At 43.0% G+C, this 20,728-nt stretch carries 23 protein-coding genes; 10 read left to right on the forward strand and 13 right to left on the reverse strand.

What is annotated here, in order from left to right; genetic code table 11:
* Nucleotides 1-153: 153 nt before the first annotated feature.
* Nucleotides 154-360, forward strand: coding sequence for a hypothetical protein (locus M1L62_RS13915; protein ID WP_254560193.1), 207 nt, complete (start codon nt 154-156; stop codon nt 358-360).
* 82 nt (nt 361-442) lie between these two features.
* Here M1L62_RS13915 and M1L62_RS13920 read toward each other — a convergent pair whose 3' ends face one another.
* Nucleotides 443-1,897 (reverse strand): MFS transporter, encoded by a 1,455-nt coding sequence (locus M1L62_RS13920; RefSeq protein WP_254560194.1) that lies wholly within the window; start codon nt 1,895-1,897, stop codon nt 443-445.
* 87 nt (nt 1,898-1,984) lie between these two features.
* Here M1L62_RS13920 and M1L62_RS13925 point away from each other — a divergent pair, with 87 nt between their 5' ends.
* A complete protein-coding gene (locus M1L62_RS13925; protein WP_305882366.1) occupies nt 1,985-2,395 on the forward strand; it encodes a winged helix-turn-helix transcriptional regulator in 411 nt (136 codons plus the stop codon).
* A 14-nt stretch (nt 2,396-2,409) separates the two neighbouring features.
* Here M1L62_RS13925 and M1L62_RS13930 read toward each other — a convergent pair whose 3' ends face one another.
* Entirely contained in the window at nt 2,410-2,760 is a 351-nt protein-coding gene (locus tag M1L62_RS13930; protein WP_254560195.1) for a winged helix-turn-helix transcriptional regulator, read from the reverse strand.
* A gap of 92 nt (nt 2,761-2,852) precedes the next feature.
* On the opposite strand from M1L62_RS13930, the gene M1L62_RS13935 reads away from it, so the two are divergent.
* The gene (locus tag M1L62_RS13935) at nt 2,853-3,590 is read left to right on the forward strand and encodes an SDR family NAD(P)-dependent oxidoreductase (protein ID WP_254560196.1); all 738 of its coding nucleotides are present in this window, start codon (nt 2,853-2,855) and stop codon (nt 3,588-3,590) included.
* Nucleotides 3,591-3,662: 72 nt separating this feature from the next.
* The gene (locus M1L62_RS13940; protein WP_254560197.1) at nt 3,663-4,061 is read left to right on the forward strand and encodes a RidA family protein; all 399 of its coding nucleotides are present in this window, start codon (nt 3,663-3,665) and stop codon (nt 4,059-4,061) included.
* A gap of 69 nt (nt 4,062-4,130) precedes the next feature.
* On the opposite strand, the gene ligD is transcribed toward M1L62_RS13940, so the two are convergent.
* Entirely contained in the window at nt 4,131-6,830 is a 2,700-nt protein-coding gene (ligD, locus tag M1L62_RS13945; protein ID WP_254560198.1) for a DNA ligase D, read from the reverse strand.
* 107 nt (nt 6,831-6,937) lie between these two features.
* Nucleotides 6,938-7,075 (reverse strand): hypothetical protein, encoded by a 138-nt coding sequence (locus M1L62_RS13950; RefSeq protein WP_254560199.1) that lies wholly within the window; start codon nt 7,073-7,075, stop codon nt 6,938-6,940.
* Between the two features lie 140 nt (nt 7,076-7,215).
* Between M1L62_RS13950 and M1L62_RS13955 the strand changes: the two genes are divergently transcribed.
* Together M1L62_RS13955 and M1L62_RS13960 are read left to right on the forward strand one after the other, a co-directional pair.
* Nucleotides 7,216-8,505: a selenocysteine synthase gene (locus M1L62_RS13955; protein WP_254560200.1), complete on the forward strand. Its 1,290-nt coding sequence runs from the start codon at nt 7,216-7,218 to the stop codon at nt 8,503-8,505.
* A gap of 173 nt (nt 8,506-8,678) precedes the next feature.
* A complete protein-coding gene (locus M1L62_RS13960; RefSeq protein WP_254560201.1) occupies nt 8,679-9,548 on the forward strand; it encodes an SDR family oxidoreductase in 870 nt (289 codons plus the stop codon).
* A 144-nt stretch (nt 9,549-9,692) separates the two neighbouring features.
* On the opposite strand, the gene M1L62_RS13965 is transcribed toward M1L62_RS13960, so the two are convergent.
* From M1L62_RS13965 to M1L62_RS13980, 4 genes are read right to left on the reverse strand one after another with little or no spacing between them, the layout of a single operon-like run.
* The gene (locus tag M1L62_RS13965; protein WP_254560202.1) at nt 9,693-10,418 is read right to left on the reverse strand and encodes a DNA alkylation repair protein; all 726 of its coding nucleotides are present in this window, start codon (nt 10,416-10,418) and stop codon (nt 9,693-9,695) included.
* 40 nt (nt 10,419-10,458) lie between these two features.
* Nucleotides 10,459-10,803, reverse strand: coding sequence for a DUF1801 domain-containing protein (locus M1L62_RS13970; protein WP_254560203.1), 345 nt, complete (start codon nt 10,801-10,803; stop codon nt 10,459-10,461).
* A gap of 14 nt (nt 10,804-10,817) precedes the next feature.
* Nucleotides 10,818-11,201 (reverse strand): iron chaperone, encoded by a 384-nt coding sequence (locus M1L62_RS13975; protein ID WP_254560204.1) that lies wholly within the window; start codon nt 11,199-11,201, stop codon nt 10,818-10,820.
* A complete protein-coding gene (locus tag M1L62_RS13980; RefSeq protein WP_254560205.1) occupies nt 11,198-11,593 on the reverse strand; it encodes a hypothetical protein in 396 nt (131 codons plus the stop codon). The genes M1L62_RS13975 and M1L62_RS13980 overlap by 4 nt, the downstream gene beginning before the upstream one ends.
* A 243-nt stretch (nt 11,594-11,836) precedes the next feature.
* On the opposite strand from M1L62_RS13980, the gene M1L62_RS13985 reads away from it, so the two are divergent.
* Together M1L62_RS13985 and M1L62_RS13990 are read left to right on the forward strand one after the other, a co-directional pair.
* Entirely contained in the window at nt 11,837-12,142 is a 306-nt protein-coding gene (locus tag M1L62_RS13985) for a YciI family protein (RefSeq protein WP_254560206.1), read from the forward strand.
* Between the two features lie 40 nt (nt 12,143-12,182).
* Complete coding sequence (locus M1L62_RS13990; RefSeq protein ID WP_254560207.1) at nt 12,183-12,536, forward strand: TfoX/Sxy family protein; 354 nt, start codon at nt 12,183-12,185, stop codon at nt 12,534-12,536.
* A gap of 580 nt (nt 12,537-13,116) precedes the next feature.
* Here the strand turns inward: M1L62_RS13990 and M1L62_RS13995 are convergent.
* The 5 genes from M1L62_RS13995 to M1L62_RS14015 all read right to left on the reverse strand — a co-directional run bounded on the left by M1L62_RS13995 (nt 13,117) and on the right by M1L62_RS14015 (nt 17,206).
* A complete protein-coding gene (locus M1L62_RS13995) occupies nt 13,117-13,641 on the reverse strand; it encodes a hypothetical protein (protein ID WP_254560208.1) in 525 nt (174 codons plus the stop codon).
* Between the two features lie 77 nt (nt 13,642-13,718).
* Entirely contained in the window at nt 13,719-13,916 is a 198-nt protein-coding gene (locus tag M1L62_RS14000; RefSeq protein ID WP_254560209.1) for a hypothetical protein, read from the reverse strand.
* A gap of 245 nt (nt 13,917-14,161) precedes the next feature.
* Entirely contained in the window at nt 14,162-14,572 is a 411-nt protein-coding gene (locus tag M1L62_RS14005) for a globin domain-containing protein (RefSeq protein ID WP_254560210.1), read from the reverse strand.
* A gap of 39 nt (nt 14,573-14,611) precedes the next feature.
* A complete protein-coding gene (locus M1L62_RS14010; RefSeq protein WP_254560211.1) occupies nt 14,612-15,031 on the reverse strand; it encodes a globin domain-containing protein in 420 nt (139 codons plus the stop codon).
* 399 nt (nt 15,032-15,430) lie between these two features.
* The gene (locus M1L62_RS14015) at nt 15,431-17,206 is read right to left on the reverse strand and encodes a tetratricopeptide repeat protein (RefSeq protein ID WP_254560212.1); all 1,776 of its coding nucleotides are present in this window, start codon (nt 17,204-17,206) and stop codon (nt 15,431-15,433) included.
* Nucleotides 17,207-17,892: 686 nt separating this feature from the next.
* Here M1L62_RS14015 and M1L62_RS14020 point away from each other — a divergent pair.
* Both M1L62_RS14020 and M1L62_RS14025 read left to right on the forward strand, forming a co-directional pair.
* On the forward strand, nt 17,893-18,960 hold the full coding sequence (locus M1L62_RS14020; RefSeq protein ID WP_254560213.1) for a sterol desaturase family protein: 1,068 nt from the start codon (nt 17,893-17,895) through the stop codon (nt 18,958-18,960).
* 104 nt (nt 18,961-19,064) lie between these two features.
* Nucleotides 19,065-20,711, forward strand: coding sequence for an arylsulfatase (locus M1L62_RS14025; RefSeq protein WP_254560214.1), 1,647 nt, complete (start codon nt 19,065-19,067; stop codon nt 20,709-20,711).
* Nucleotides 20,712-20,728: the final 17 nt, after the last annotated feature.

A 20,728-nucleotide genomic window follows, 5' to 3' on the forward strand; every position in this document is an offset into this window, starting at 1 on the left:
TCCGGTACAATTTTTGATGCCTGTGAAATTACAAACTTAACGTTAAAAATTATAACTGATGATTCTGTCGATCAACCGGGCGTCTTTTCCGGAAACCACTTTAATATGGTGACGATTAACTATTGATTTTAAACCACTTAGATTTTAATTATTATGGATAACAAGGTATTGCCATCGAACCTTTCTGCTGTTTTATTTACCGACAAAAGTGGCGTTAGCAGGGAAGGTGTTTACAAAAAGGGATTGAATGCATTTGTTGAATCATTGGGCGACGAAGGACCTGAGGATCCCGGCAACATATATCCGGAAGACATCATTGTCAACTGGGAGTATCTGGATGGGAAGGAAAATCTGGATTGAAACAGACAGCTATTGTGATGATATTTTATTTAACGCTGTTAGGTTTTACCCTATTTGTTCATGGGGTTAGTATTTTTCCTTTCTAAGTGTTTGATATGTTGTGTTTTAGATATGTATCAGGCCTCTCCTTTTCAAATATGTCTGAGGATTTGTCTGGTAACAAATATAACGACATGGCGACGAGTAGAAGGAGAAAAATATTGATAATTGTGGCGGTGCGGTAGGCGGTAAAATAGTAAACCGAATGGTCTGCTTTACCTGACAAACTAAAAAATACACCGCCTATAATTCCAATTCCAAGTGCAATCGCCGTTTGCTGGAAAGTAGCGTAAGTACCGGACGCTGCGCCTGCAAGTTTAGGAGGGATACTTTTTAGTGTGAAAGTAAGGAGAGACGGCAATACGGACCCGCAGCCCATTCCATACAGGAATAGAATTGACAGGATTAGATAATGGTTTGTGGATGAATTATTGAAGGCAATAATGTGCAGGATCAGTGAAAAAATCATCACGAACACGCCGGCAATCAGAACCAACTTGCCAAAACGTGGGATAAAACGAATGGCCATGACGGAGGCTAGAACATAACCCAGTCCCTGGAAAACAAAGAATACACCCGTTTTGGACGAACTGACTGCGAATCCACTTTGAAGAAGTATGGTGTTGATTAGAAAATAGGTATCCTGAACCATGAAGTAAAAAAGCGAGGCACAGAGACCGAGGTTAAAGTCTTTGTAAGAGAACAGTTTCAGGCTGATCAAGGGCTCTTCGTTTCTTTTCGTTTTAAGTTTCTGATGGAGGATTAACAGAATGAATAATACGAAGGACAAGGCAAGTAAAGCTACACTCCATGCAGGCCAACCGAGTTCCCGTCCCTGAATGACGGGAAATATGTGGCATATGAGTGTAAGAGACAATAGCATAACACCGGTAAAGTCAAACTTAGCGGCTTTTTGTGACTTTTGCTCTGGTAAATATCTGTATGCCAAAATTGCCGAGACCAAACCAATGGGAAGGTTAATTAAAAAAATCAACCGCCAGCCCTCGGAAATAAAAGTGGTATCCGGTAAAATGCCTCCCAGCAATTGGCCGATCACGGAAGCGCTGCCAGCGATGCTACCGTAAATTCCCAATGCTTTAACACGTTCTTTATGACCGGGAAATAACACCTGGATATAGGCAACACTTTGCGGCACCATAAATGCTGCACTGATTCCCTGAACGAGGCGACTGATAATGAGCTGGGATGCCGTTTGTGAAAATCCGCATAACACAGAGCTCAATGTAAAAAGTAAAGTACCGGTAATGAAAACTTTCTTTCGGCCTAAAAAATCACCCGCTTTTCCGCCCGTGATCAGAAAAGCCGCGTAACCGAGAAGATACAGGGCAATGACCAGCTGTACATCTCCGTCGCTTCCGTCAATCCCCGTTTGGATAGACGGAATGGCCACGTTTACAATAAATATGTCGATAACAGAAAGAAAAACGGCCGTGGAAACAATCCAGAGTGACGACCATTTTGAGGAAATACTACGCATTATTTTATCAGGTTTTGACTACATTTATGAGTCAAAGGTGAAGGCGGGACACGGCTTTCACAAGTAGTTTGTAAAACGATACCAGGTATGGGAAACAGTACTAATAAAGAGAATCAGGCAGTTGGAGAAGAAGAAAATTTGGGTTTGACTGAAAATAATTCTCCTGTCACGGGAATGTTCAAAGTTATTGGAGGGAAATGGAAGATTTTGCTGCTCGCCGCGATCCGTGATGAATGTCCTGCGAGATTTGGAGAATTAAAACGAAAGATGGAGGATGTAACGCAGACGACCTTAACAACTCAGTTGCGCGAGTTGGAACGTGACGGGATTATTTGCCGAAAGGCATATGCGGAATCTCCTCCAAGGGTGGAATATAAGCTAACGGAGCTGGGAAAAACTCTCATTCCTGTTATTCAGGTTATGAGCGAGTGGTGGCATGTCTATTGCCAGAACAAGGAGAATCAAATCTACGGAGAAATTGATTTTGCTGATTTGTAATAAAAGTATGGTGCTTAAAGATTTACCAATTGTTTTTCGCCCCATTCCGACAACGATTGAATGATCGGGATAAGCTCCAGGCTATTCTCGGTTACCTCATACTCGACCCGCGGCGGTACTTGCGGGTACACGATACGCGTCACCAAACCATCTCTTTCCAGTTCTCTTAACTGCTGGACCAACATCCTTTCGGAAATGAGAGGGATGCTGTCTCTCAGCGCTCCGTATCGCATCTTCCCGTTTGCCAATCTCCATATGATGGTGAGTTTCCAACGGCCTCCAATCAGGCTTAGTGCATTGGCTGTGCCGCAGCTCTCGTTCAGGTTTTGGCTATTGATGGTATTGGTAGAGTTCGTTTTTCGCATTTCTTACTTTTTTGTTAGTAGTTAACAATTTAAACAGTACTATCATCAGCGAAGTTACTTCTTTATGTTTGTTCAAAAAACAGAAAGTAAAAATGACAAACAAAAAAGTAGTACTGATCACCGGCGCAGGCCGTGAAGAAGGATTGGGTTTTGAAACAGCCAGGCAGTTGGCAGTTGAAGGTTACACCGTAATTATTACCGCAAGAAATGAAGACCGGATTAATGCCCTGGCTGCAAAGCTTCAGCAGCAAAATCTTGATGTTATTCCCTATGTTTTAGATGTAGACAGCGATCAGCAGGTTGCCGAAGCGGCTGTCATGATCGATGAAAAATATGGCAAACTGGATGGGCTGATCAATAATGCAGCGATTATGTCACTTGAAAATCTCACAATAACCGGCGGAGATTTAGGTGCTGTCAACAGTGAACTGGAAACCAATGTGATATCGGTTTGGCGCATGATGAAGGCAATGATTCCTTTGCTGAAAAAAAGTAAAAGTCCAAGGGTAGTCAACGTGTCGAGTGGTATGGGATCATATCATGATGATGCTTTTGGTTTGCTCAAACCGCCAATGGATTTTATTCCGGTTTATAGTCTTTCCAAACTTTTGCTAAACGGTCTGACGATGAAAGCAGCATTGGAGTTAAAACGGCATAATATTCTGGTCAATGCGGTTTGTCCGGATTTCACGGCAACGTACGCCGAAACGAAGGAAATGGGGGCAAGGCCGGTAGAAGAGGGAGCGGCTGGCATTGTTTGGGGCATAACCATACCCGATGACGGTCCGAGCGGTGGTTTTTTCCGGGATGGTAAGGTGCTTGCGTGGTAAAACCACAAAATTGATTTGTACATTTAGCAGTGTATTCGTAGAAAATCATGCATTATCACGACAATCTGTTAAATGGAAAAATCGATAGGAATTATAGCAACTGAGAATGCTGCGAGGGCTGGCGGACATTATGTGCAGGCAACCACGTATAATGGCCTGATTTATGTTTCGGGCCAGTTGCCCGTCAACATCGACGGAAGCCATAATAACGACGAACCGTTCGAAGTCCAGGCACGACAAGCGTTGGATAATTTGTTTGCCATCCTGAGGGCGGCAGGTTCCGGACCATCTCATTTGCTCAAAGTCACTGTTTACATCGTCGATGTAAAGAACTGGCCATTATTTAATCAGGTATATGCTGAAATGATGGAGACAGCCAGACCCGCGCGCGCTATCGTACCTGTTCCTGAGCTGCATTATGGTTATTCAATAGAAATTGACGCAATTGGCATCATTCCGGATAGTGAATGACCTATATAATTAGCGGTTAGAGTTGTTTAATGTAAATGACTTTAACCGCTGATTGTTAGTTCATTTTTTTTACAAAATATCGTCCAGTGTTTTCATCAGATCAATTCCTTTTTCTAAAACCGGCCTAAAAAGATCCCCCTCTGCCTGCAGTCTCTGTAAAGCGTTAAAAATTGTGAAATCTTTCAGTTGCAGGCCTTTTTTGACTTCCTCCCAATGTAACGGCATCGATACAGTTGCACCGGGTTTAGGTCTTACCGAATACGGTGCGGCAAGGGTGGCTTTGGCTCTGTTTTGCAAATAGTCGATGTATAACTTACCCTTCCTGTTTCGCGTCATCCGCTCTATGCTGGTAAATTCAGGCAACTCTTCCTGCGCCTGCATGGCGATCCATTTGGCAAATAACTGGCATTGGTCGTAAGTATATCTTGCACCCAACGGGATATAGATGTGGATGCCTGTGGAACCGGAGGTTTTACAGTAACAGGGTATACCGATTGAATCTAGTATTTTTTTTATGGCCTGAGCGGTCAGGATGACCTGTTCAAAAGTGTTTCCCTCATCCGGATCAAGATCAAGAATACACCAGTCGGGATAATCAGCCGATGTAATCCGGCTATTCCACGGGTTTATTTCGATACAGCCGAGATTTGCCATATAGAGCAGGCTGGCTTCATTCGTAGCAACCATATAATTTTTGTCCACTTCGTTTTCGGTACTATATGGAAATGTCTGAATCCAGTCCGGCGACTTTCCTGTAACATCTTTTTGGTAAAAACTTTTACCCTCAATACCATTGGGGAACCTGTTTAGAGACATCGGTCTGTCCTTTAAATAGGGCAGGATAAATGGCGCAATCTGATAGTAATAATTTATTAGATCACGTTTTGTAATCTTCTCTTTGGGCCAGAAAATCTTTCCGAGGTTGGTGAATTTTAATTCGTTACCATCGACTTTTCTAACCTGCGTTTCGTCTGTTGGATTAAGAAGCGACTTACGGTTTCCTTTTTCCGGAACTCCGATAGGAATTACCTGTTCTGTCTTCTCCACGACTTTTTCAACCGTTTGTTTCGTCTCGCGGGTCACGTCTTTTGCATTTTTATCGTCTCTCAGGCCTTCAAACGAAGGGTGTCGGAAAACGCCGTCGCTGGTTACTTCTGTAAAACTCACTTCACAAACCATTGCCGGTTTCAGCCAGGTAGCCTTCGCTTTTGGTGGATTTGGTCTGAACCGTGTGGGTTTATTGTAATCGGGAGTTTCCGGAAATGGACTTTCTTTGGTTATCAATGGTTTGAATAGTTCCAGCATTTCTGTTTGCTGCTGGTCCTTAAAACCCGTCCCGACTTTCCCGACGTATATAAATTGACCGTCGTCGTATACGCCAAGTAAAAGTGAGCTGAACTGTTTGGACGACCCGGCGTTTTTGGTATATCCGGCAATAACCACCTCCTGACGCTTGCTGATCTTAATTTTCAACCAGTCTTTTGACCTTGTTCGCGGAAAATAGGCACTGTCTGAACGTTTCGCAATAATTCCTTCCAGACCCAGTTCTTTCGCCGCATCAAAGAAAGCCATTCCGTCAGCCGCCACGCTATATCCGCTTCGGATCAGTCCGGCTGGCGGCAAAATAGTTTGTAAAATTGCTTTTCGCTGAGAAAGTGGGAGATGAGTGAGGTCTTTGCCATCCAACCAGAGAATATCAAAAACGTAAAACAGCAGGTCACCGTCGGCCTCGCTTCGCCAGTTTTGCAGCGAGCCGAAATCCGATATTCCTTCGTCATTTACGACAACGATTTCGCCGTCAACAATGGCATTCACTTTCCAGTCGGATACCGCAGAGTAAACCGGGTAAAACTTATCGTTGAATGATTTTTTGTTCCGGGATCTTAGATCTGCTTTCCCTTTGCTTATAAAGGCGAGTGCCCGGTAGCCATCCCATTTTATTTCATATTCCCAACCGGGATCATCAAAAGGCTTGTCGACAAGAGTTGCAAGCATGGGTTGAATATCTGCATCGAATTTTTGCGTGGGAGCTTTTTTTAAAACCGCCGGGACATTCAGTTTCTTAACCTCTTTTATCCCGGTATCTTCTCCAATCTGCTTTTCTATCTGTTTTTTAGCCTGATTTTTCTCAGCGGTTTTTTCATCTTTTACGGTGCTGCCAGGTTGGATGATGGGGCGGCCATAAATCTGGTCGGGTGCTGTTTTCACCGCTTCCAGCGTCTTGTCAGAAATGACAGACTTATCTTTTTTTGTAATGTCGGTAGTCGAGGCAAATTCGTCTCTGTGTTTAATCAAAAGCCAGGCGTTATCTTCCATGCCCTTGGTTTTCACCAAAGCAAATTCGCCTTGCAGTTTGGTTCCATTAAGTCTGAATTTCAGGGAGCCAGATTTTAGTTCTTTTAGTAATAACTTTTCCTGCACCTTTTTGCCTTTTGTTATTTCCAAAGGCTCATACGTGCCTTCATCCCAGACGATCACCGTGCCAGCTCCATAATTTCCCTTCGGGATAATTCCCTCAAAATCTTTGTAGTCATAAGGATGATCTTCTACCATCATCGCAAGCCGCTTCACCGACGGATCTGTCGAAGGGCCTTTTGGAACTGCCCAGCTTTTTAAAACACCATCCATTTCCAGCCGGAAGTCATAATGCAAACGGGAGGCATGATGTTTCTGGATAACAAATCTGAGCTGGGTTTCCGACGGTTTTCCTGCCTCAGGCTCCGGTGTGTTACTGAACGACCGCTTTTTCTTATACTCTACAAGACCCATAACCTGCACATTTAAATTGTTACCCTCAAAGCAACAAACTTTGTGCCAGCGCCTTATCGCATTGTAATGGGTGAGCTGTCATGGCTCAGAAACCAACTCGGTGTATTTTATTTAAAAATAGGAACCTGTCGGTTTTTGCTGACGGTGGAATCAGCGGATTCCCTTTTGTCTTCTTCTGGCGGGCAAATGATATCGCAGGATGCCAGACTTATACCCATCAGGAGGATAAATAATTTCTTTGTCATCTTAATATCGTTTATCGTGAGTATTATTTGAAAATGGAATTGCTTCTTTTCTAAGCTTACAAAAACGTGCCAATGAGCACTGGTTTACACGATATTTTGGTGAAAGCTATGTAAATTGGATCTTTAATAAAACTAAACCCATGAAACGTAGAAAAATTTTAAAAGGTCTATCGGCCCTGCCTTTGATTGGCGCTTTGCCATTGCGATCTGCTGCTGAGACTCTTTCCTTGCCCCGGAAAAAACGTGACCTCATTCAGGAACTCGGCATCCGTTCTTTTATTAACGCCGCCGGCACGTTAACCTATATGTCCGGATGTATTATGGATGAGGAAGTTGTGGAAACGATTGAAAATACCTCGCGGCATTTTTGTATGATTGACGAAGTGCAGGATATAGTCGGTGCTAAAATTGCACAACTTGTACACGCTGAGGCTGCTATGGTATCCTGTGGCGCATTTTCAGCGATGACCTTGGGGCTTGCAGGAATTTTGACCGGACTTGATATCCGGAAAGTTGAGCAGCTGCCACATCTGGATGGAACGGGAATGAAATCAGAAGTGATTTGCCAGAAATCACACAATGAAAGATACAATCATGCTTTTTTGAATACGGGTTGCAGGGTTATTGAGGTCGAAACAATTGAAGATGTTCGCAAAGAAGTCAGTGAGAAAACGGCTTTACTGCATTTTCTGAACATTCAGGCAAATGAAGGGAAAATTAAACATGAGGAATGGGTCGCTTTGGGCAAAGAATTGGGAATACCGACGTCAATAGATATTGCCGCTGATGTCCCGCCGGTTTCAAATCTCTGGAAATTTAATGATATGGGTTTTGATCTTGTATTTATTTCGGGGGGAAAGGCAATGCGTGGGCCGCAAAGTGCCGGTATTCTGATGGGTAAAAGAGATATTATCGCCGCCGCCCGATTAAATGCACCGCCGAGGGGTTTCACGATAGCCCGGGGACATAAGGTCAACAAAGAGGAAATACTCGGGATGTATGTGGCGCTGGAAAAGTTTATTTCGGGGGATCACGAGCGTGAATGGAAATCGTGGGAAACGAGCATTGCACGGATTGAAGGTGCTGTGAAAGACCTTCCTGGTATAACTACAAAAGTTGCAGTTCCTGAACTTGGTAATACAACACCAACACTTACAATATCCTGGGACGACAATGTCGTGAAACTGACAGGAAAAGAACTGCGTGATCATCTTCGGTTTGGAAGTCCTTCCATCGAAGCAGGGTTCGGTGGTTTACCGTTGTATCATTACCAGGCAGGCTCTGATTCGGTTGATCCGGCAATCGCTGAGACATTAAAAGGCGCCAATCTGATCAGGGTAACGGCCTGGATGCTTCAACCGGGTGAAGACAAAATTGTTGCGAAAAGAATAAGGGAAGAATTGCTGAAAGCAGGTAGTGCAAAGGGTTAAGGTGTGTGAATCAATTTGTACATTGCTTTATGGAAATTGGACATTGATATGGCCGTCTGTCTGATCTACTTTTGAGTTAATGTCCGATAATGTTCCGGGCGATGGCGCGTTGGCTTATCCTCGGTTTCGTCACCGGTATTGCTGGAAATTCTGAAATTATAAAACAGACAATCATGAAAAATGTTATCCTGACCGGAACAAGCAGTGGTTTTGGTTTACTTACAGCAAAAACGCTGGCAAAAAAAGGTCATGTGGTTTTCGCCACCATGAGAAATGTGAAGACGAAAAACGCTGAGTCTGCGGAGGCCTTGAAAAAATGGGCTGAGGAGGAGAAAGTGACTGTGCACGTTGTAGAACTGGATGTTACCGACGATAAGTCTGTGAAAGATGCAATAGAAAGTATTGCAAAAAAAACAAACGGTGCCATCGATGTGCTGATCAACAACGCCGGCTCGGCTTTCATCGGATTGAATGAAACCCTGAGCGCGGATCAGACAAATCAGATTTTTCAAATTAACGTAATAGCCGCCGATCGTATGATTAAGGCTGTTTTGCCGGTTATGCACAAGCGAAAAGACGGTTTGATCATTACGATTTCCAGTGTTGCATCGCGTCAGCACACGCCGGTGATGGGTGTTTATGCCGCCAGTAAGGCAGCTATTGATGCTTTGTCGGTGAGTTATTATTACGAGTTAAAGTCATCCGGAATCGACGTCGCGATTGTTCAGCCTGGTGCTTATCAGACGACCGATATTGTAAGCAAACAAGCAGTACCAGCCAATCCGTCAGCAGCGGAGCAGTATGGGGAAGATATGATCAATTACACCAAAGCCGTTTTCAAATATTTTGAACCCACCGAAGCAAGTCGTGACCCGCAGGAAGTAGCCGATGTGATCGCCGATTTGATTGTCACACCAAAAGGAGAGCGAAAACTATGGAGCCTGATCGGTGCCGGTCCGCTAACCGGTACGATTGACAATATCAACAACAGCATTCACCAGTTGATAGAAACCATTCTTGGTGCAAGGCACGTAGAAGCCTGAAATAAACAGAATAACCCAGCTATATTACCGGCTGGGTTATTCATTGTTTCGGTTCGGAGTTCAGTTTTTAACAGAAAAGTTTCGTCTGTTTTTCAATGCTCGCCTTTGTTTTCCACCTGACGTTACACAGGAAGACTTATAGAATTATTTGTTTTTCAAATTCAGATAATACCTTCGTTCCTCATCACTGAGATGCTCAATGGCATATCGTAAAAATGTCCGCGGCATGGTTGCCGCGTATCGATCCAGAAAACTGATAAGTCTTACCCGGTCACTTTTGCCTGCTTGCCTCAGCCACCCGCCGGCAGCTTTATGAATCAGATCCTGCGAATCGTTCAACAGGATTTCAGCGATATTAAACGTATCATCCAGATCTCCGTGTTTTAAAAAGTACGCAGTACTGACCATTGCGGTACGCCGTTCCCACATATTTTCAGAAACCGCAAGCTGGTACAGAATATCTCTCGGTTTATCATTTAAATATTTGCCAATTACATAAATACAACTTAAATCAACAAGGTCCCAGTTATTGATCCGGTCGTGTCGTCGCAGATAAAGGTCGTACAACGCCTTTCTGTCGGCCTCAGGCATTTTATTACTACGGGCCTGTTGGTTCATGATGCTTAAGGCACCTGTCCGTAGTTCATGTACCGGGCTTTCCAGCAACTTTTCCAGTTCGTCGGTTGGCATTTTTATAAACTCCTTTGCAAGTGAAAACACATTTCCCATACGTACCCCTATAAATACATCACCTTCGCCATACTGGCCTTCGCCTGATTTGAAATAACGCTGGATTTTCACCAGCTCTTCCGGTGACTGCATGGCGTATAACTTTTCGGTAAAATAGGCGGCGGAAACATTTGTATGCATAAAGAGTACTTTTTTTGACCCGGGAAAAACTGGTTTTGCGTTACAAAGTGGCCGAAGCTTTACTTAATAATGTAGCCAATACTTCGTAATCTACTTTTTGTCCTTCTGTTATGGTTGCTGTTTTTCTGTCCGGACTGGTGGTTGACTTGAAAAAACCTTTGATTTCGTCCAGGGATGCGGCGTTAAAGATCATAAAGGAAATCTTATCCTTGGCGCCATGAATTACACAGGCGTAATGCCCATTTTTTAAGTAATGCGGCTTAGCATACTGCAATCGCTCCTGAACCTCGGGAATTGTGTTAATGATCATTTTTCTTAATTCACCACACACTTTTATTTGCCATGGCTGTAATTTGTCGATGTACTGCGATACTTCTTCGTTCATTGTCTGGTTGATGGTTACTTGTTTTTAATAACTGATTTCTTTTTATCTTCATTTTGTTTCATGCGCAAGGCTACAAGTTTTTTGATAAGTCCGTCCGGAATAGGTTTCTCAGGCGTAAACCGCACCGTTCCGGTGGATGTGCTGAAATCTTTAAGGTCGTCTTTCAGCGCATCTACTGCACTGTCGTTCCAGGTGTACAGAGAACAGTGATTTTTAGATGCTTTAAAACCTACGAGCATCAGGCCGAGATATTTGAAAGCGGGCATTTGGTAACTTATTACTTCTACTGCCTCCGGAGCTATCGCACGGATTTTTAGCCTGAGCTCAGCCAGCGCGCGTTGGGCATTTTCTGGTTGTAAATCTAAATAATCGTCTATCGTTTTGACCGGTATGTTCATATGATTACGGGTTTTTCTTTTCGTAATTTTCCCCCAAACCAGGTGCATGGTAAGGCTGTAACTGCAAGCGCAATCGGATACCAGTGCGGAGACATATCCCAGGCGACAATCACTCCGATGGTGCTGATGACAATGCCAATAATCCCAAGAATAATGGCATGCCTTGTTCCATGCGCCGGTGCAAGTATAGCCGTGATATATCCTCCTGCTACTGCATAAGCGCAACGGTAAACCAGCGCCAGCATCAACATCCATGGGACTGAAAGACCTTTTTCGGGTGCCGGAAAGATACCTAGTGTTTCAAGCAAAATGTCCGTCCCGGTTGACAACAACACGATCGTCATGATGCCGGCGGCTATTGCTCCGATACTTTTTAATGGATTCTTAGTCATACTTTTAAACGGTTTGGGTTGTTAAAAGCATTTTGAACTTGATATGGCAAATATATCAGGATAATCTAAATCCCGAAGGGTGCAAATACGACAACATGAGGGGTTGTTTCCGCCATGTATTTAATTGAAATAAAATATTAATTTACGACGATTTTTTATCTATTTTCAAGGCGGGGAGGTTAAGTTCTACTTTTATAAACCGGGCCTCCATTTATTTTTTTGTAAACCACATAACACATTATTATGTCTGAACAAACGCAGCATTACGTATTGAAACTTATTCCGTCCCGGCCAACATTTGTAATGGATATGACAGAAGAAGAAAGGGCAATCATGCAAGCGCATGTTGTTTACTGGACGAAACTGATGGACAAAGGTATTGTGGTGGTATTCGGACCGGTTTTTGACCCGGCCGGCGCCTACGGACTTTCAGTCGTGGAGGTATCGCACGAGGACGAGGTGATCGAAATCATGAAAGGAGACCCGGCTGCTGCCATCAATACGTTTGAATATTATCCAATGAAGGCGGTTAAGCCAGCCAGAATTTAACCAGCTGATTTTAGTTTATGCTACTTCAAAACAGATCATTATGGCATACGATGAAGTCTTCGTCAACAGAATTCGTGAGGAACTTGGTAACGAAATTGCCGTAGAAGAAAAAAAGATGTTTCAGGGCGTCTGTTTTATGGTAAATGATAAAATGTGTGTATGTGTCCGGGATGATGATATGTTATGCCGGATCGGTGCGGAACAGGCTGCAATAGAACTGGAAAAGGATCAATGCCGGCAGATGGTCAGTCAGGGCTGGGTGATGAAAAATTTTGTATTTGTACCGAATGAAAATGTAAGAACAACCCAGGCTTTGAAATACTGGATCGACCTGGCTTTAAGGTTCAACGTTGAGGCAAAAGCATCCGGAAGGAGGCAAAAGAAACAGGAATAAAAATTACAAAAGGCCGGTAACATTGAATTGCCGTTATTACCGACCTGATTTCTTCCTGTTCAAATTTAAAAGACTGTGCTTTAAGATTTTGAATCTATTTCCCGTATTTTCTCCGATCTGACGATAGATATTACCCAAAGTATCAGAATGCCAATTAAAAGGTAAAAAACCTGTTCCTCTCTTTCAAGACGTAGTGTAGATGTGTCCATAACTGGGTTAATTAAAATTGAAAATGTTTAATTAATAATCATTACAATATTCATTAACGGAGGGTTTTTTAACGACAGGCAAAATCCGATTTTGAGATTCGTCTAAGATCAGGTTTAGAAAGATGATATAATTTACTTTGTTTGCGTGATTTAACCAAGTTTTATTGAGCAAACGGCAGAAATTTTTGAAGATTAGGTTCTCGCTCTGACTTTTGTGAAAACCCATAGGACTAATACAGCTATTAATAGAATAAAAACACCTTCTTCACGGTCAATTCGCAAGTATGATGGATGCATGTCGGATCGAATTAATTTAATTTATCATAAAGACTTCGTAATGATCGTTTGGTCACAAGAGAGTGGAAAATATTTTACCAGGTACAGAAATTACCCGCCATACTTTCTCCGGTTTTATATTTTTCGTTTGTTCCAAAGTACATTTCATCTTCATGATAAACGAGCAGTGCCCAGTTAAGACTTTGGTCGATAACAGTTAAATCGCCTGGCGTGCAGTAATAGAAATGATCAAAATATTTGATCAGCAATTTCCATGGAACAATCATCGCTTCGGTTGGTTGCCAGGACAAAAAAACGGGCTTGTCAAAAGCGAAACCACGCTGATAAAGCCATTTTTTGGTCGCTTTTTCATTTCCTTCCTGTATTCTGGTTTTGTCAATGGTTTTGAAAAAATCCTTTTTGAAAGGCGTGTTTGCATGAAGATTTGACTGCACTGTATAATCCCAAAGAAACTTTGACGCTTTTTTGCCGAGCGGTTTGAGCTGATCGAGATGTTGTTCCGGTAGTTTGTCATGGTCTTCATTTACAAAGCGATATTTCAGCCGGAACTGATTCATCGGAATTACATCGTCGTTGAGGTTGGTAAAGTCGATTTTCATGTTAAGGTTAGATGCCTGATCCCGGAAAGATCATGGAGTTAAAAAGGAATAGGTATTTGTGGCGACGGAAGATCGGTTTACAGTCGCCAGCTTAGCTCACCGTTGATCCAGACGTGATCGTAAACGATGCCGTTGTCGTCATTTTGATTTTGTATCGTAAAACAATTGAGTGAGGTTGAATCTGATTCGCAAAGTGTTTTTTCAGCAGGAATATTGAAGTCGTACAGAGACATGACTAAGCCTACCGATAATGAAGTTTCAAAAGTGTTGTTCATGGCTATGATAATTTTAAGAATAAAAGATTTAGATTTTGTTTAGAATGGCGTTCATTTCAAATGATGATACAAAACTAGGTAATGAAAAAAAGGACTGCAATTTTCGGGGGTATACAAAAGGTATATAACCCCGAAATGCAGGTATACAAAAGGTGTACATGACGTTATTTTATTGACTTAATCATGTTTTTAAGGGTTCTGATGAGTATTTTTTTATCAGATTTGCTGAGTTAAGAATACTCAGCTCAGGATTCTTCCGCAGCTTCGATCATGGACGTTGACCAGATATTGTAAAGCTCTGTCCAGGCGTCCCGGGTTTGGTCATCCCACGAATTTCCAAGGCTTTGTTTTAATGTTGAAATTAGCACTTCTCCAACAATTTGATAATGTTCGGGCCTGGTCCCATACTTTGCGTGCCGTTTGGCAAGCGCTGCGATCTCGCTTTGGATATCGTCCATCTTTTGGAGCTTAGTCACCATATAGGTAATCATATCCGTTAGCTTGCCGATCTGGCTTTCCATATCGGATTGGAACATGTTTTTAAGACACGGTGCTACGGTAAAAAGTTGATCGTAGAACATCACCGCCGGATTTTCAGGCTGGGCAATGACCTGGCTCCAGGAAGTTTTGACAATAAGAATATTACGTTCAGTCATAATACTAGGGGTTATTACTCAGTGATTTAATTTTTGTTTTCATTGAACTGAAATATTTTCAGTCGCACGGATCATCACACCGGATAAAATGGAATACAAGGCAAGCCATGCTTCTTCGGTATGTTCGTTCCACTGTTCATCCAGTTTGTATTCGAGCGTTTGGATAAGTGCTTGTCCTACCAGCTCGTAATGCTCCTTTCGAACGCCGTAATGTATGTGACGCACTGCGAGATCTTCGATCTGTGGAATAATCTGGTCGAGTTCGTGAAGCCTGGAAATTACAAAATCCAGCATGGTGACCAGTTTTTGAGATTGCCCGTCGAGGTTTTCTTTGAAGAGAGGCCTTAAAGAAGGATCCAGTTCGAATAGCGTTTGGTAAAAAAAGTTACCCTCATTTTCGGTATTGTTGACCAGATAAAACCAGGAGTTTTTTACGATTGAGATTCTTGTGTCAGTCATCGTGATATTGTTTGAATGCGTTTGACGATTAAATGTTTGTTAAGAAATGAGATTTCAGGCAGATGAGGCGGTTATACGCTCGCCATTGAAATCAGCAGTTGGTTGGTGGTGTAATCCAGATAATACTTCAATGAGTATTGAATAAGGACAGGAAGCAGATTTTGTTTTAAATTTTTCATGGCTGTTTTTGTGTAAAATGGAATGATAATTGTCTGACAAAAACCGTAGCCGGTCGTCGCTGTCAGCACGATACAAACGTATGACCGTCAGGCCTATACATCCTATTTTATGGGGTATACAAGAAGTGAACAGATGAAAAAGGGGGGTATACAAAAGGTGAACGTCCCTTTTCCAGCCAGGAAAAGGGACGTTCAGACCTTAAAAAGAAGCTTTTTGTAATCAGACAGTCATCAGATAGTCGGATAAATTGCTGTCTTCCGGGAGATTAAGTTTTTTGCGTAACCGATGTCTTGCGGTCTTCACGCTGTCGGGAGAAATGTTTAATAACGTGGCCGCTTCCTTTAAGTTCAGGTTTAGCCTGATCAGTGCGCATAAGCGAAGCTCGCCACCACTGAGCTCCGGGTTTTCTTTTTTTAGTTTAGAAAAGAAATCCTTGTGCACCCCTTCGAAATAAATTTTGAACTCGTCCCAGTCTTTATCGAGGTTAAAACTGTAATCAATCAGATTGATAAGTCTACTGAAAAGGGGCGTGTTTTCATCTTTTTGTCCGGTTTTCAAAGCGAGAGAAACGGTTTGCCGAATGTCTTCCAAAATACTGTTTTTCTGGATCAGGTTAAGCGTGTGGGTGGTGAGGGCCTTATTCCGAAATTCAAGTTCTGTAATCAGCTGCTGTTCTTTTTCCTGGCTGGTTCGAATTTCTACTTCGGAAAGCGCCTGCTGCACGGCATGTAATTCTCTGTTTTTTCTCACTTTGAGCCGTTGTCGGTTAAAAGCCAGTGCTACGAGGATGAGTCCTGCGGCGAGTCCCAACGCCATGGTGTTCCGGGTCGCATACCCCAGATCCTTCTCTTTCTGAAGGAGTTTTATTTCACTTTGCTTTTTCTCACTCTCGTAATGTACGCGGAGGTTCGCTATTTTGTTCGCATTTTCGGCGCTGAATATGGAGTCTTTCAATGCTGTCGAGAGCTGCTGAAAATGATAGGCATTAGCATAATCCCGAACCGTGCCATATACAACAGCAAGGCCTTCATAAGATTGCTGCAAGGCTGGTTTCAATCCTAACGCCTGTGCGGTGGTTAAGGCAAGTCTGTAATTTTCAATGGCTTTTTGGGGCTGGTTCAGTTTCGTAAACACATTCCCCAGGCCGTTATAGGAGGTAACCATCAATCGCTTGCTTTGAAATTGCTGGTTGATTTCAAGGGATCTTTCATATTGCGACTGCGCCGTAGCGTAATCTTTTTTCTGGATATAAATTTCACCCAGATTGTTGTGACAGATAATCTGACCGTTAACGTCTTTGAACCCTTCAAATAGTTCGAGCGCCTTTGTGGCATTGCTTACGGCATCCTCGAATTTTTTCTGTTTTGTGTAAATCGTTGCAATGTTAATGTAGGAGCCAGCCATTGATTTTTTATCACCTTCCTTCGTCCAGATATCCCGGGCCTGCTTGTAGGAAATTAATGCTTCCTCGAAATTCTTCTGGTTCTTGTGGACGTTTCCAATACTATTGATGGTGGACGCCATCCGGGTTTCATCGCCCAGTGCCAGGAAAATGGCAGACGCCTGCTGGTAATTATCCAGCGCTTGTCCATAGTTACCCTGTTCACCGTAGACCATGCCCATGTTGCAAATGGCCCGGGCAACGCCGACTTTGTCGCCCAGCTCTTCATAAATTTTTTTGCTCTGCCCGTAATTGGCCAGGGCCTTTACATAGTCATTTTTCTGCCAATAATAGATGCCGATACCCTGGAAACTCTTGGCTTCGCCGCGCCTGTACTGGATTTTTTTTGCGAGATCCATCGCCCGTTTTGCATAAACAATGGTTTGTTCGGGGTCGGATGCCCAATACTCGACGGCGATATCTACCATCAGATTAACCTTCGTGGTATCGACGGTAGATTGTTTTAATAATGTCTGGAGGCTGTCAGCTTTTTTGGATTGTGCAAAAATTGGAGTTGTTAAAAAGAACAATAACAGGCTAATACTGATTTTCATAAGAACGAGTGCGTCATTAGATTAAGGAGTCGTCAAAATTATGTCAAATAAAAATGTTAATACTTACCGTTAACTTAAAAGGACTACCGTTTGAAAAAGAAAGCCAAAATGCGTTTTCTGAATTGTCAGTTTTGTCCTGTCCCGGAAAAAAAATCAAAAAAGTTTTACAAAAGCTTGCAATTATAAATACATTAAATTTACTTTGTCTATATATTTTATAGACTTATGGCTTTGAACCACCCTTGTGCCCTAAGCAAAACCAGAAATTATTCGTTTATGAAAGCGATTGTTTTACATGATTTCGATTTGTCTGCAACGACAAACAAGGGGGTATACCGCCAGCCGCTCTTTCCTGAGCTGTGTTGTTGTTGATCCCGCTTTTCTTCCCGCAACTTATTTAAAGTTCTGAAATATCCCGGCAGGCAGTGATGTCGTTCAGGCGTAGATTTTCGGTGGTTGTCAATTTGCAAGTGTACGGCATACTGTCCAGGGGTATTTCAGGAAATATTATTCCAATTAATCACATATTGTTATGACAACAGATGATGTCGTTCTGCTTGTCAAGAAAATTGCTGTTGGCATTTTTCTGACACTTGTTCCCTTTGCACTTATTGCCGGAGGAATCTGGTTTGCGTATACCCTAATAAGTTAGTCTCTTATTATCATTTACTTTTAGTTGTCACGGTATGAAAGTTGAAAAAGAAATCACGCAAAAAATAAAGCGCGATGCGACCATTAGTGTCTTTTTGTATCTGCTGCCCATTGTCTTGATGTTCAGCGCGTTTTATCTTACGGGTTACAAACCCTGGCAGGGTAGCAATGTACTACCTTTCAGGGTGCCACAATTTCTGGAAGGTATTTTTAAAAATCTGAGCTCATGGGGCTTGCCGGTTATCGTGCTCGTTATCGGCGTGATTGAATTTTTTGCGGGCTTGTATGAAAACAAATGGACTAAAAACGAAAGTGTTTTGGATATCGTTTGTTTTGTTGTCCCTAAAATCATTGTAAGGCCCGTTGTTACGTATTTCAGTCTGCAATTGCTGCCGCAAATACTTCCACACGCCAAAGATGTATTTTCGTGGGTTCCATTCTGGTGGGCTTTCGCTATCATCGCTGTGGCCGACGATCTTACGCAATACTGGTACCACCGTCTGCATCATCAGCTACCCTGGTTATGGCGTTTTCACCGTACGCACCACAGTGCCAACTATATGGGCATGGCAATGGCCAGTCGCCAGAATATTATTTACACGATCTTTTTTTCACAAACTTATCTTACCGCAGCACTTACTTACGTCGGTTTAGGTTATGCCGCACTTTTTGTAAAAGTGATTAAGTCACTGATTACCACAGGTGCGCATTCAAGTATTCCCTGGGACAAGCCTTTTTACCAGATCAAGTGGCTTAACCCGGTCGGCTGGGTTTTGGAAAGATTAATTTCAACACCTGCAACGCATCATGCACACCACGCCGATACGACGGACGATGGCATAGGTTATTATAAAGGCAACTTCGGGAACATGTTTTTCCTTTGGGACATTATTTTCGGAACAGGTATCATTACAAGAAAATATCCAGCTTCCTATGGCATTAAACACTATCAGGAAGAGGAATGGTATGCGCAATTTCTTTGGCCGATTATAAAATCGAAGAAGGAAGGCAGCGAACTTTCGGCGGATGGCCCTATGGTTGGCGACGCAGTTCCTGAAACCAGGGTTGAGCCGCTGCCGCTTGAAACAAGAGCAGCGAGTTAATTTACAGCGCCTTAGACAACTGATATCATCTGCGATTTCGTAACTTAGGTGATCTTAGTTGTCTAAGGTGGTAAGAATGTTTAAACCATTAAAGTACCTTTATTTTGAAGACAGCCACCAGTTTAGTAAAAAGTTTTGCGCTTGCCTTGATCATTGCGTCACCTTTATTTGCACAAAAGAAAAAGACAAAAGCGCCGGCCACATCACCAAAACCCAACATTGTCCTGATCATGGCCGATGACCTTGGGTTTTCTGACATAGGCAGTTATGGGTCTGAAATCCAGACGCCCAATCTGGATAAACTGGCACAGGAAGGAATTCGTTTTCGCCAGTTTTACAACAATGCGATTTGCGCTCCCACCCGTGCGTCTCTGCTGAGCGGACAATATCAGCATACGGCTGGTATGGGTTATTTCAATATCGACCTGGGTACACCGGCGTATCAGGGATATCTTAGCAAACAGACTGTGTCGCTTGCGGAGGTTTTAAAGGATGCCGGTTACAGCACTTTGCTTTCCGGAAAATGGCACGTCGGTGACGACAGCACGAGCCAATGGCCGAGAAAACGCGGATTTGAGCATTTTTATGGAAACATTGGCGGTGCAAGTGATTATTTTGTTGTTAAACAATTACCCAAAAACAGGCGCAGTTTTTTCGTGAAAGACGACAAAGTCGTGCATCCTGACGATGAAGATAATTTTTATTATACCGACGAAATCACCAAAAATGCAATTGGTTTTCTGAAAGACCAGAATGCTGAACAAAAGCCATTTTTTCTGTATCTGGCTTATACATCTCCGCACTGGCCATTACAGGCTTTACCTCAGGATATCAAAAAATACGAAGGTAAATATGATATCGGCTGGGACTCACTCCGCATTCTTCGGTTCAAACGTCAGCAGGAGCTGAATATTATTGGGAAAAGCCAAAAAATCAGTGTCAAAAACAGCGACCTGCCCGCCTGGAACAGCCTTACCTACGATGAGCAAAAGTTATGGGCTCGAAAGATGGAAGTATATGCTGCTCAGGTGGATAATCTGGATCAGAACATTGGCAGGGTAGTGGAAGAGCTTAAACAATCCGGCAAACTTGATAACACGGTTATCTTCTTTATTTCTGACAACGGCGCAGCCGCTGAAGATGTCAGCCATGGATTTAGCGGGCGTAATGTCCGTAACTGGGGCCCCGTAGGGACTGCCGGTTCGTATGATTCCTATACGCGGAGCTGGGCCTATGCGTCAAACACACCGCTGAAATCTTTTAAAGGTTTTCAATACGAAGGGGGCATCAGCAGTCCGTTTATTGCAAGATTTCCCTCCAAAATAGCGGCCGGCGGATTGGTTGACGGAACGGCCCACCTAATTGATATCGCTCCGACCTTGTATGAAATTGCTGGTGCCAAATACCCTCAGAACTATCATGGCAATGTAATAAAACCGCTGGCCGGGGAGAGCCTTCTGCCTGTGATCTACGGAAAAGAGTGGAGCCGCTCCAAACCGATCTTCTGGGAAAGGGCTGGCAATAAGGCTGTAAGAAAAGGTAAATGGAAACTCGTATCGGTAAGAAGCGATTTGTGGGAACTGTATGATATTGAGGCGGATAGGGGAGAAACGAATAACCTGATCGGTCAGCAAGCCGATATTGCCAATGAGTTGAAGGCCCTTTATGAGGTCTGGTCAAAAGACGTTGGTGTAGAAGACTGGAAGGTCATTGGAAAAGGCAAAGGTTTTGAATCGAGTTTTAATCCTTGATTGCCCGGATCAATGAT

This window comes from Dyadobacter diqingensis (genome assembly GCF_024220585.1).
In the GTDB taxonomy this organism is placed as follows: Bacteria; Bacteroidota; Bacteroidia; order Cytophagales; family Spirosomataceae; genus Dyadobacter; species Dyadobacter diqingensis.

What these genes read in the sequence shown, in the direction of transcription:
- M1L62_RS13915 (WP_254560193.1), top strand. Translation starts at nt 154, where the DNA reads ATGGATAACAAGGTATTGCCATCGAACCTTTCTGCTGTTTTATTTACC.
- M1L62_RS13920 (WP_254560194.1), bottom strand. Translation starts at nt 1,897, where the DNA reads ATGCGTAGTATTTCCTCAAAATGGTCGTCACTCTGGATTGTTTCCACG.
- M1L62_RS13925 (WP_305882366.1), top strand. Translation starts at nt 1,985, where the DNA reads ATGGGAAACAGTACTAATAAAGAGAATCAGGCAGTTGGAGAAGAAGAA.
- M1L62_RS13930 (WP_254560195.1), bottom strand. Translation starts at nt 2,760, where the DNA reads ATGCGAAAAACGAACTCTACCAATACCATCAATAGCCAAAACCTGAAC.
- M1L62_RS13935 (WP_254560196.1), top strand. Translation starts at nt 2,853, where the DNA reads ATGACAAACAAAAAAGTAGTACTGATCACCGGCGCAGGCCGTGAAGAA.
- M1L62_RS13940 (WP_254560197.1), top strand. Translation starts at nt 3,663, where the DNA reads ATGGAAAAATCGATAGGAATTATAGCAACTGAGAATGCTGCGAGGGCT.
- ligD (WP_254560198.1), bottom strand. Translation starts at nt 6,830, where the DNA reads ATGGGTCTTGTAGAGTATAAGAAAAAGCGGTCGTTCAGTAACACACCG.
- M1L62_RS13950 (WP_254560199.1), bottom strand. Translation starts at nt 7,075, where the DNA reads ATGACAAAGAAATTATTTATCCTCCTGATGGGTATAAGTCTGGCATCC.
- M1L62_RS13955 (WP_254560200.1), top strand. Translation starts at nt 7,216, where the DNA reads ATGAAACGTAGAAAAATTTTAAAAGGTCTATCGGCCCTGCCTTTGATT.
- M1L62_RS13960 (WP_254560201.1), top strand. Translation starts at nt 8,679, where the DNA reads ATGAAAAATGTTATCCTGACCGGAACAAGCAGTGGTTTTGGTTTACTT.
- M1L62_RS13965 (WP_254560202.1), bottom strand. Translation starts at nt 10,418, where the DNA reads ATGCATACAAATGTTTCCGCCGCCTATTTTACCGAAAAGTTATACGCC.
- M1L62_RS13970 (WP_254560203.1), bottom strand. Translation starts at nt 10,803, where the DNA reads ATGAACGAAGAAGTATCGCAGTACATCGACAAATTACAGCCATGGCAA.
- M1L62_RS13975 (WP_254560204.1), bottom strand. Translation starts at nt 11,201, where the DNA reads ATGAACATACCGGTCAAAACGATAGACGATTATTTAGATTTACAACCA.
- M1L62_RS13980 (WP_254560205.1), bottom strand. Translation starts at nt 11,593, where the DNA reads ATGACTAAGAATCCATTAAAAAGTATCGGAGCAATAGCCGCCGGCATC.
- M1L62_RS13985 (WP_254560206.1), top strand. Translation starts at nt 11,837, where the DNA reads ATGTCTGAACAAACGCAGCATTACGTATTGAAACTTATTCCGTCCCGG.
- M1L62_RS13990 (WP_254560207.1), top strand. Translation starts at nt 12,183, where the DNA reads ATGGCATACGATGAAGTCTTCGTCAACAGAATTCGTGAGGAACTTGGT.
- M1L62_RS13995 (WP_254560208.1), bottom strand. Translation starts at nt 13,641, where the DNA reads ATGAAAATCGACTTTACCAACCTCAACGACGATGTAATTCCGATGAAT.
- M1L62_RS14000 (WP_254560209.1), bottom strand. Translation starts at nt 13,916, where the DNA reads ATGAACAACACTTTTGAAACTTCATTATCGGTAGGCTTAGTCATGTCT.
- M1L62_RS14005 (WP_254560210.1), bottom strand. Translation starts at nt 14,572, where the DNA reads ATGACTGAACGTAATATTCTTATTGTCAAAACTTCCTGGAGCCAGGTC.
- M1L62_RS14010 (WP_254560211.1), bottom strand. Translation starts at nt 15,031, where the DNA reads ATGACTGACACAAGAATCTCAATCGTAAAAAACTCCTGGTTTTATCTG.
- M1L62_RS14015 (WP_254560212.1), bottom strand. Translation starts at nt 17,206, where the DNA reads ATGAAAATCAGTATTAGCCTGTTATTGTTCTTTTTAACAACTCCAATT.
- M1L62_RS14020 (WP_254560213.1), top strand. Translation starts at nt 17,893, where the DNA reads ATGAAAGTTGAAAAAGAAATCACGCAAAAAATAAAGCGCGATGCGACC.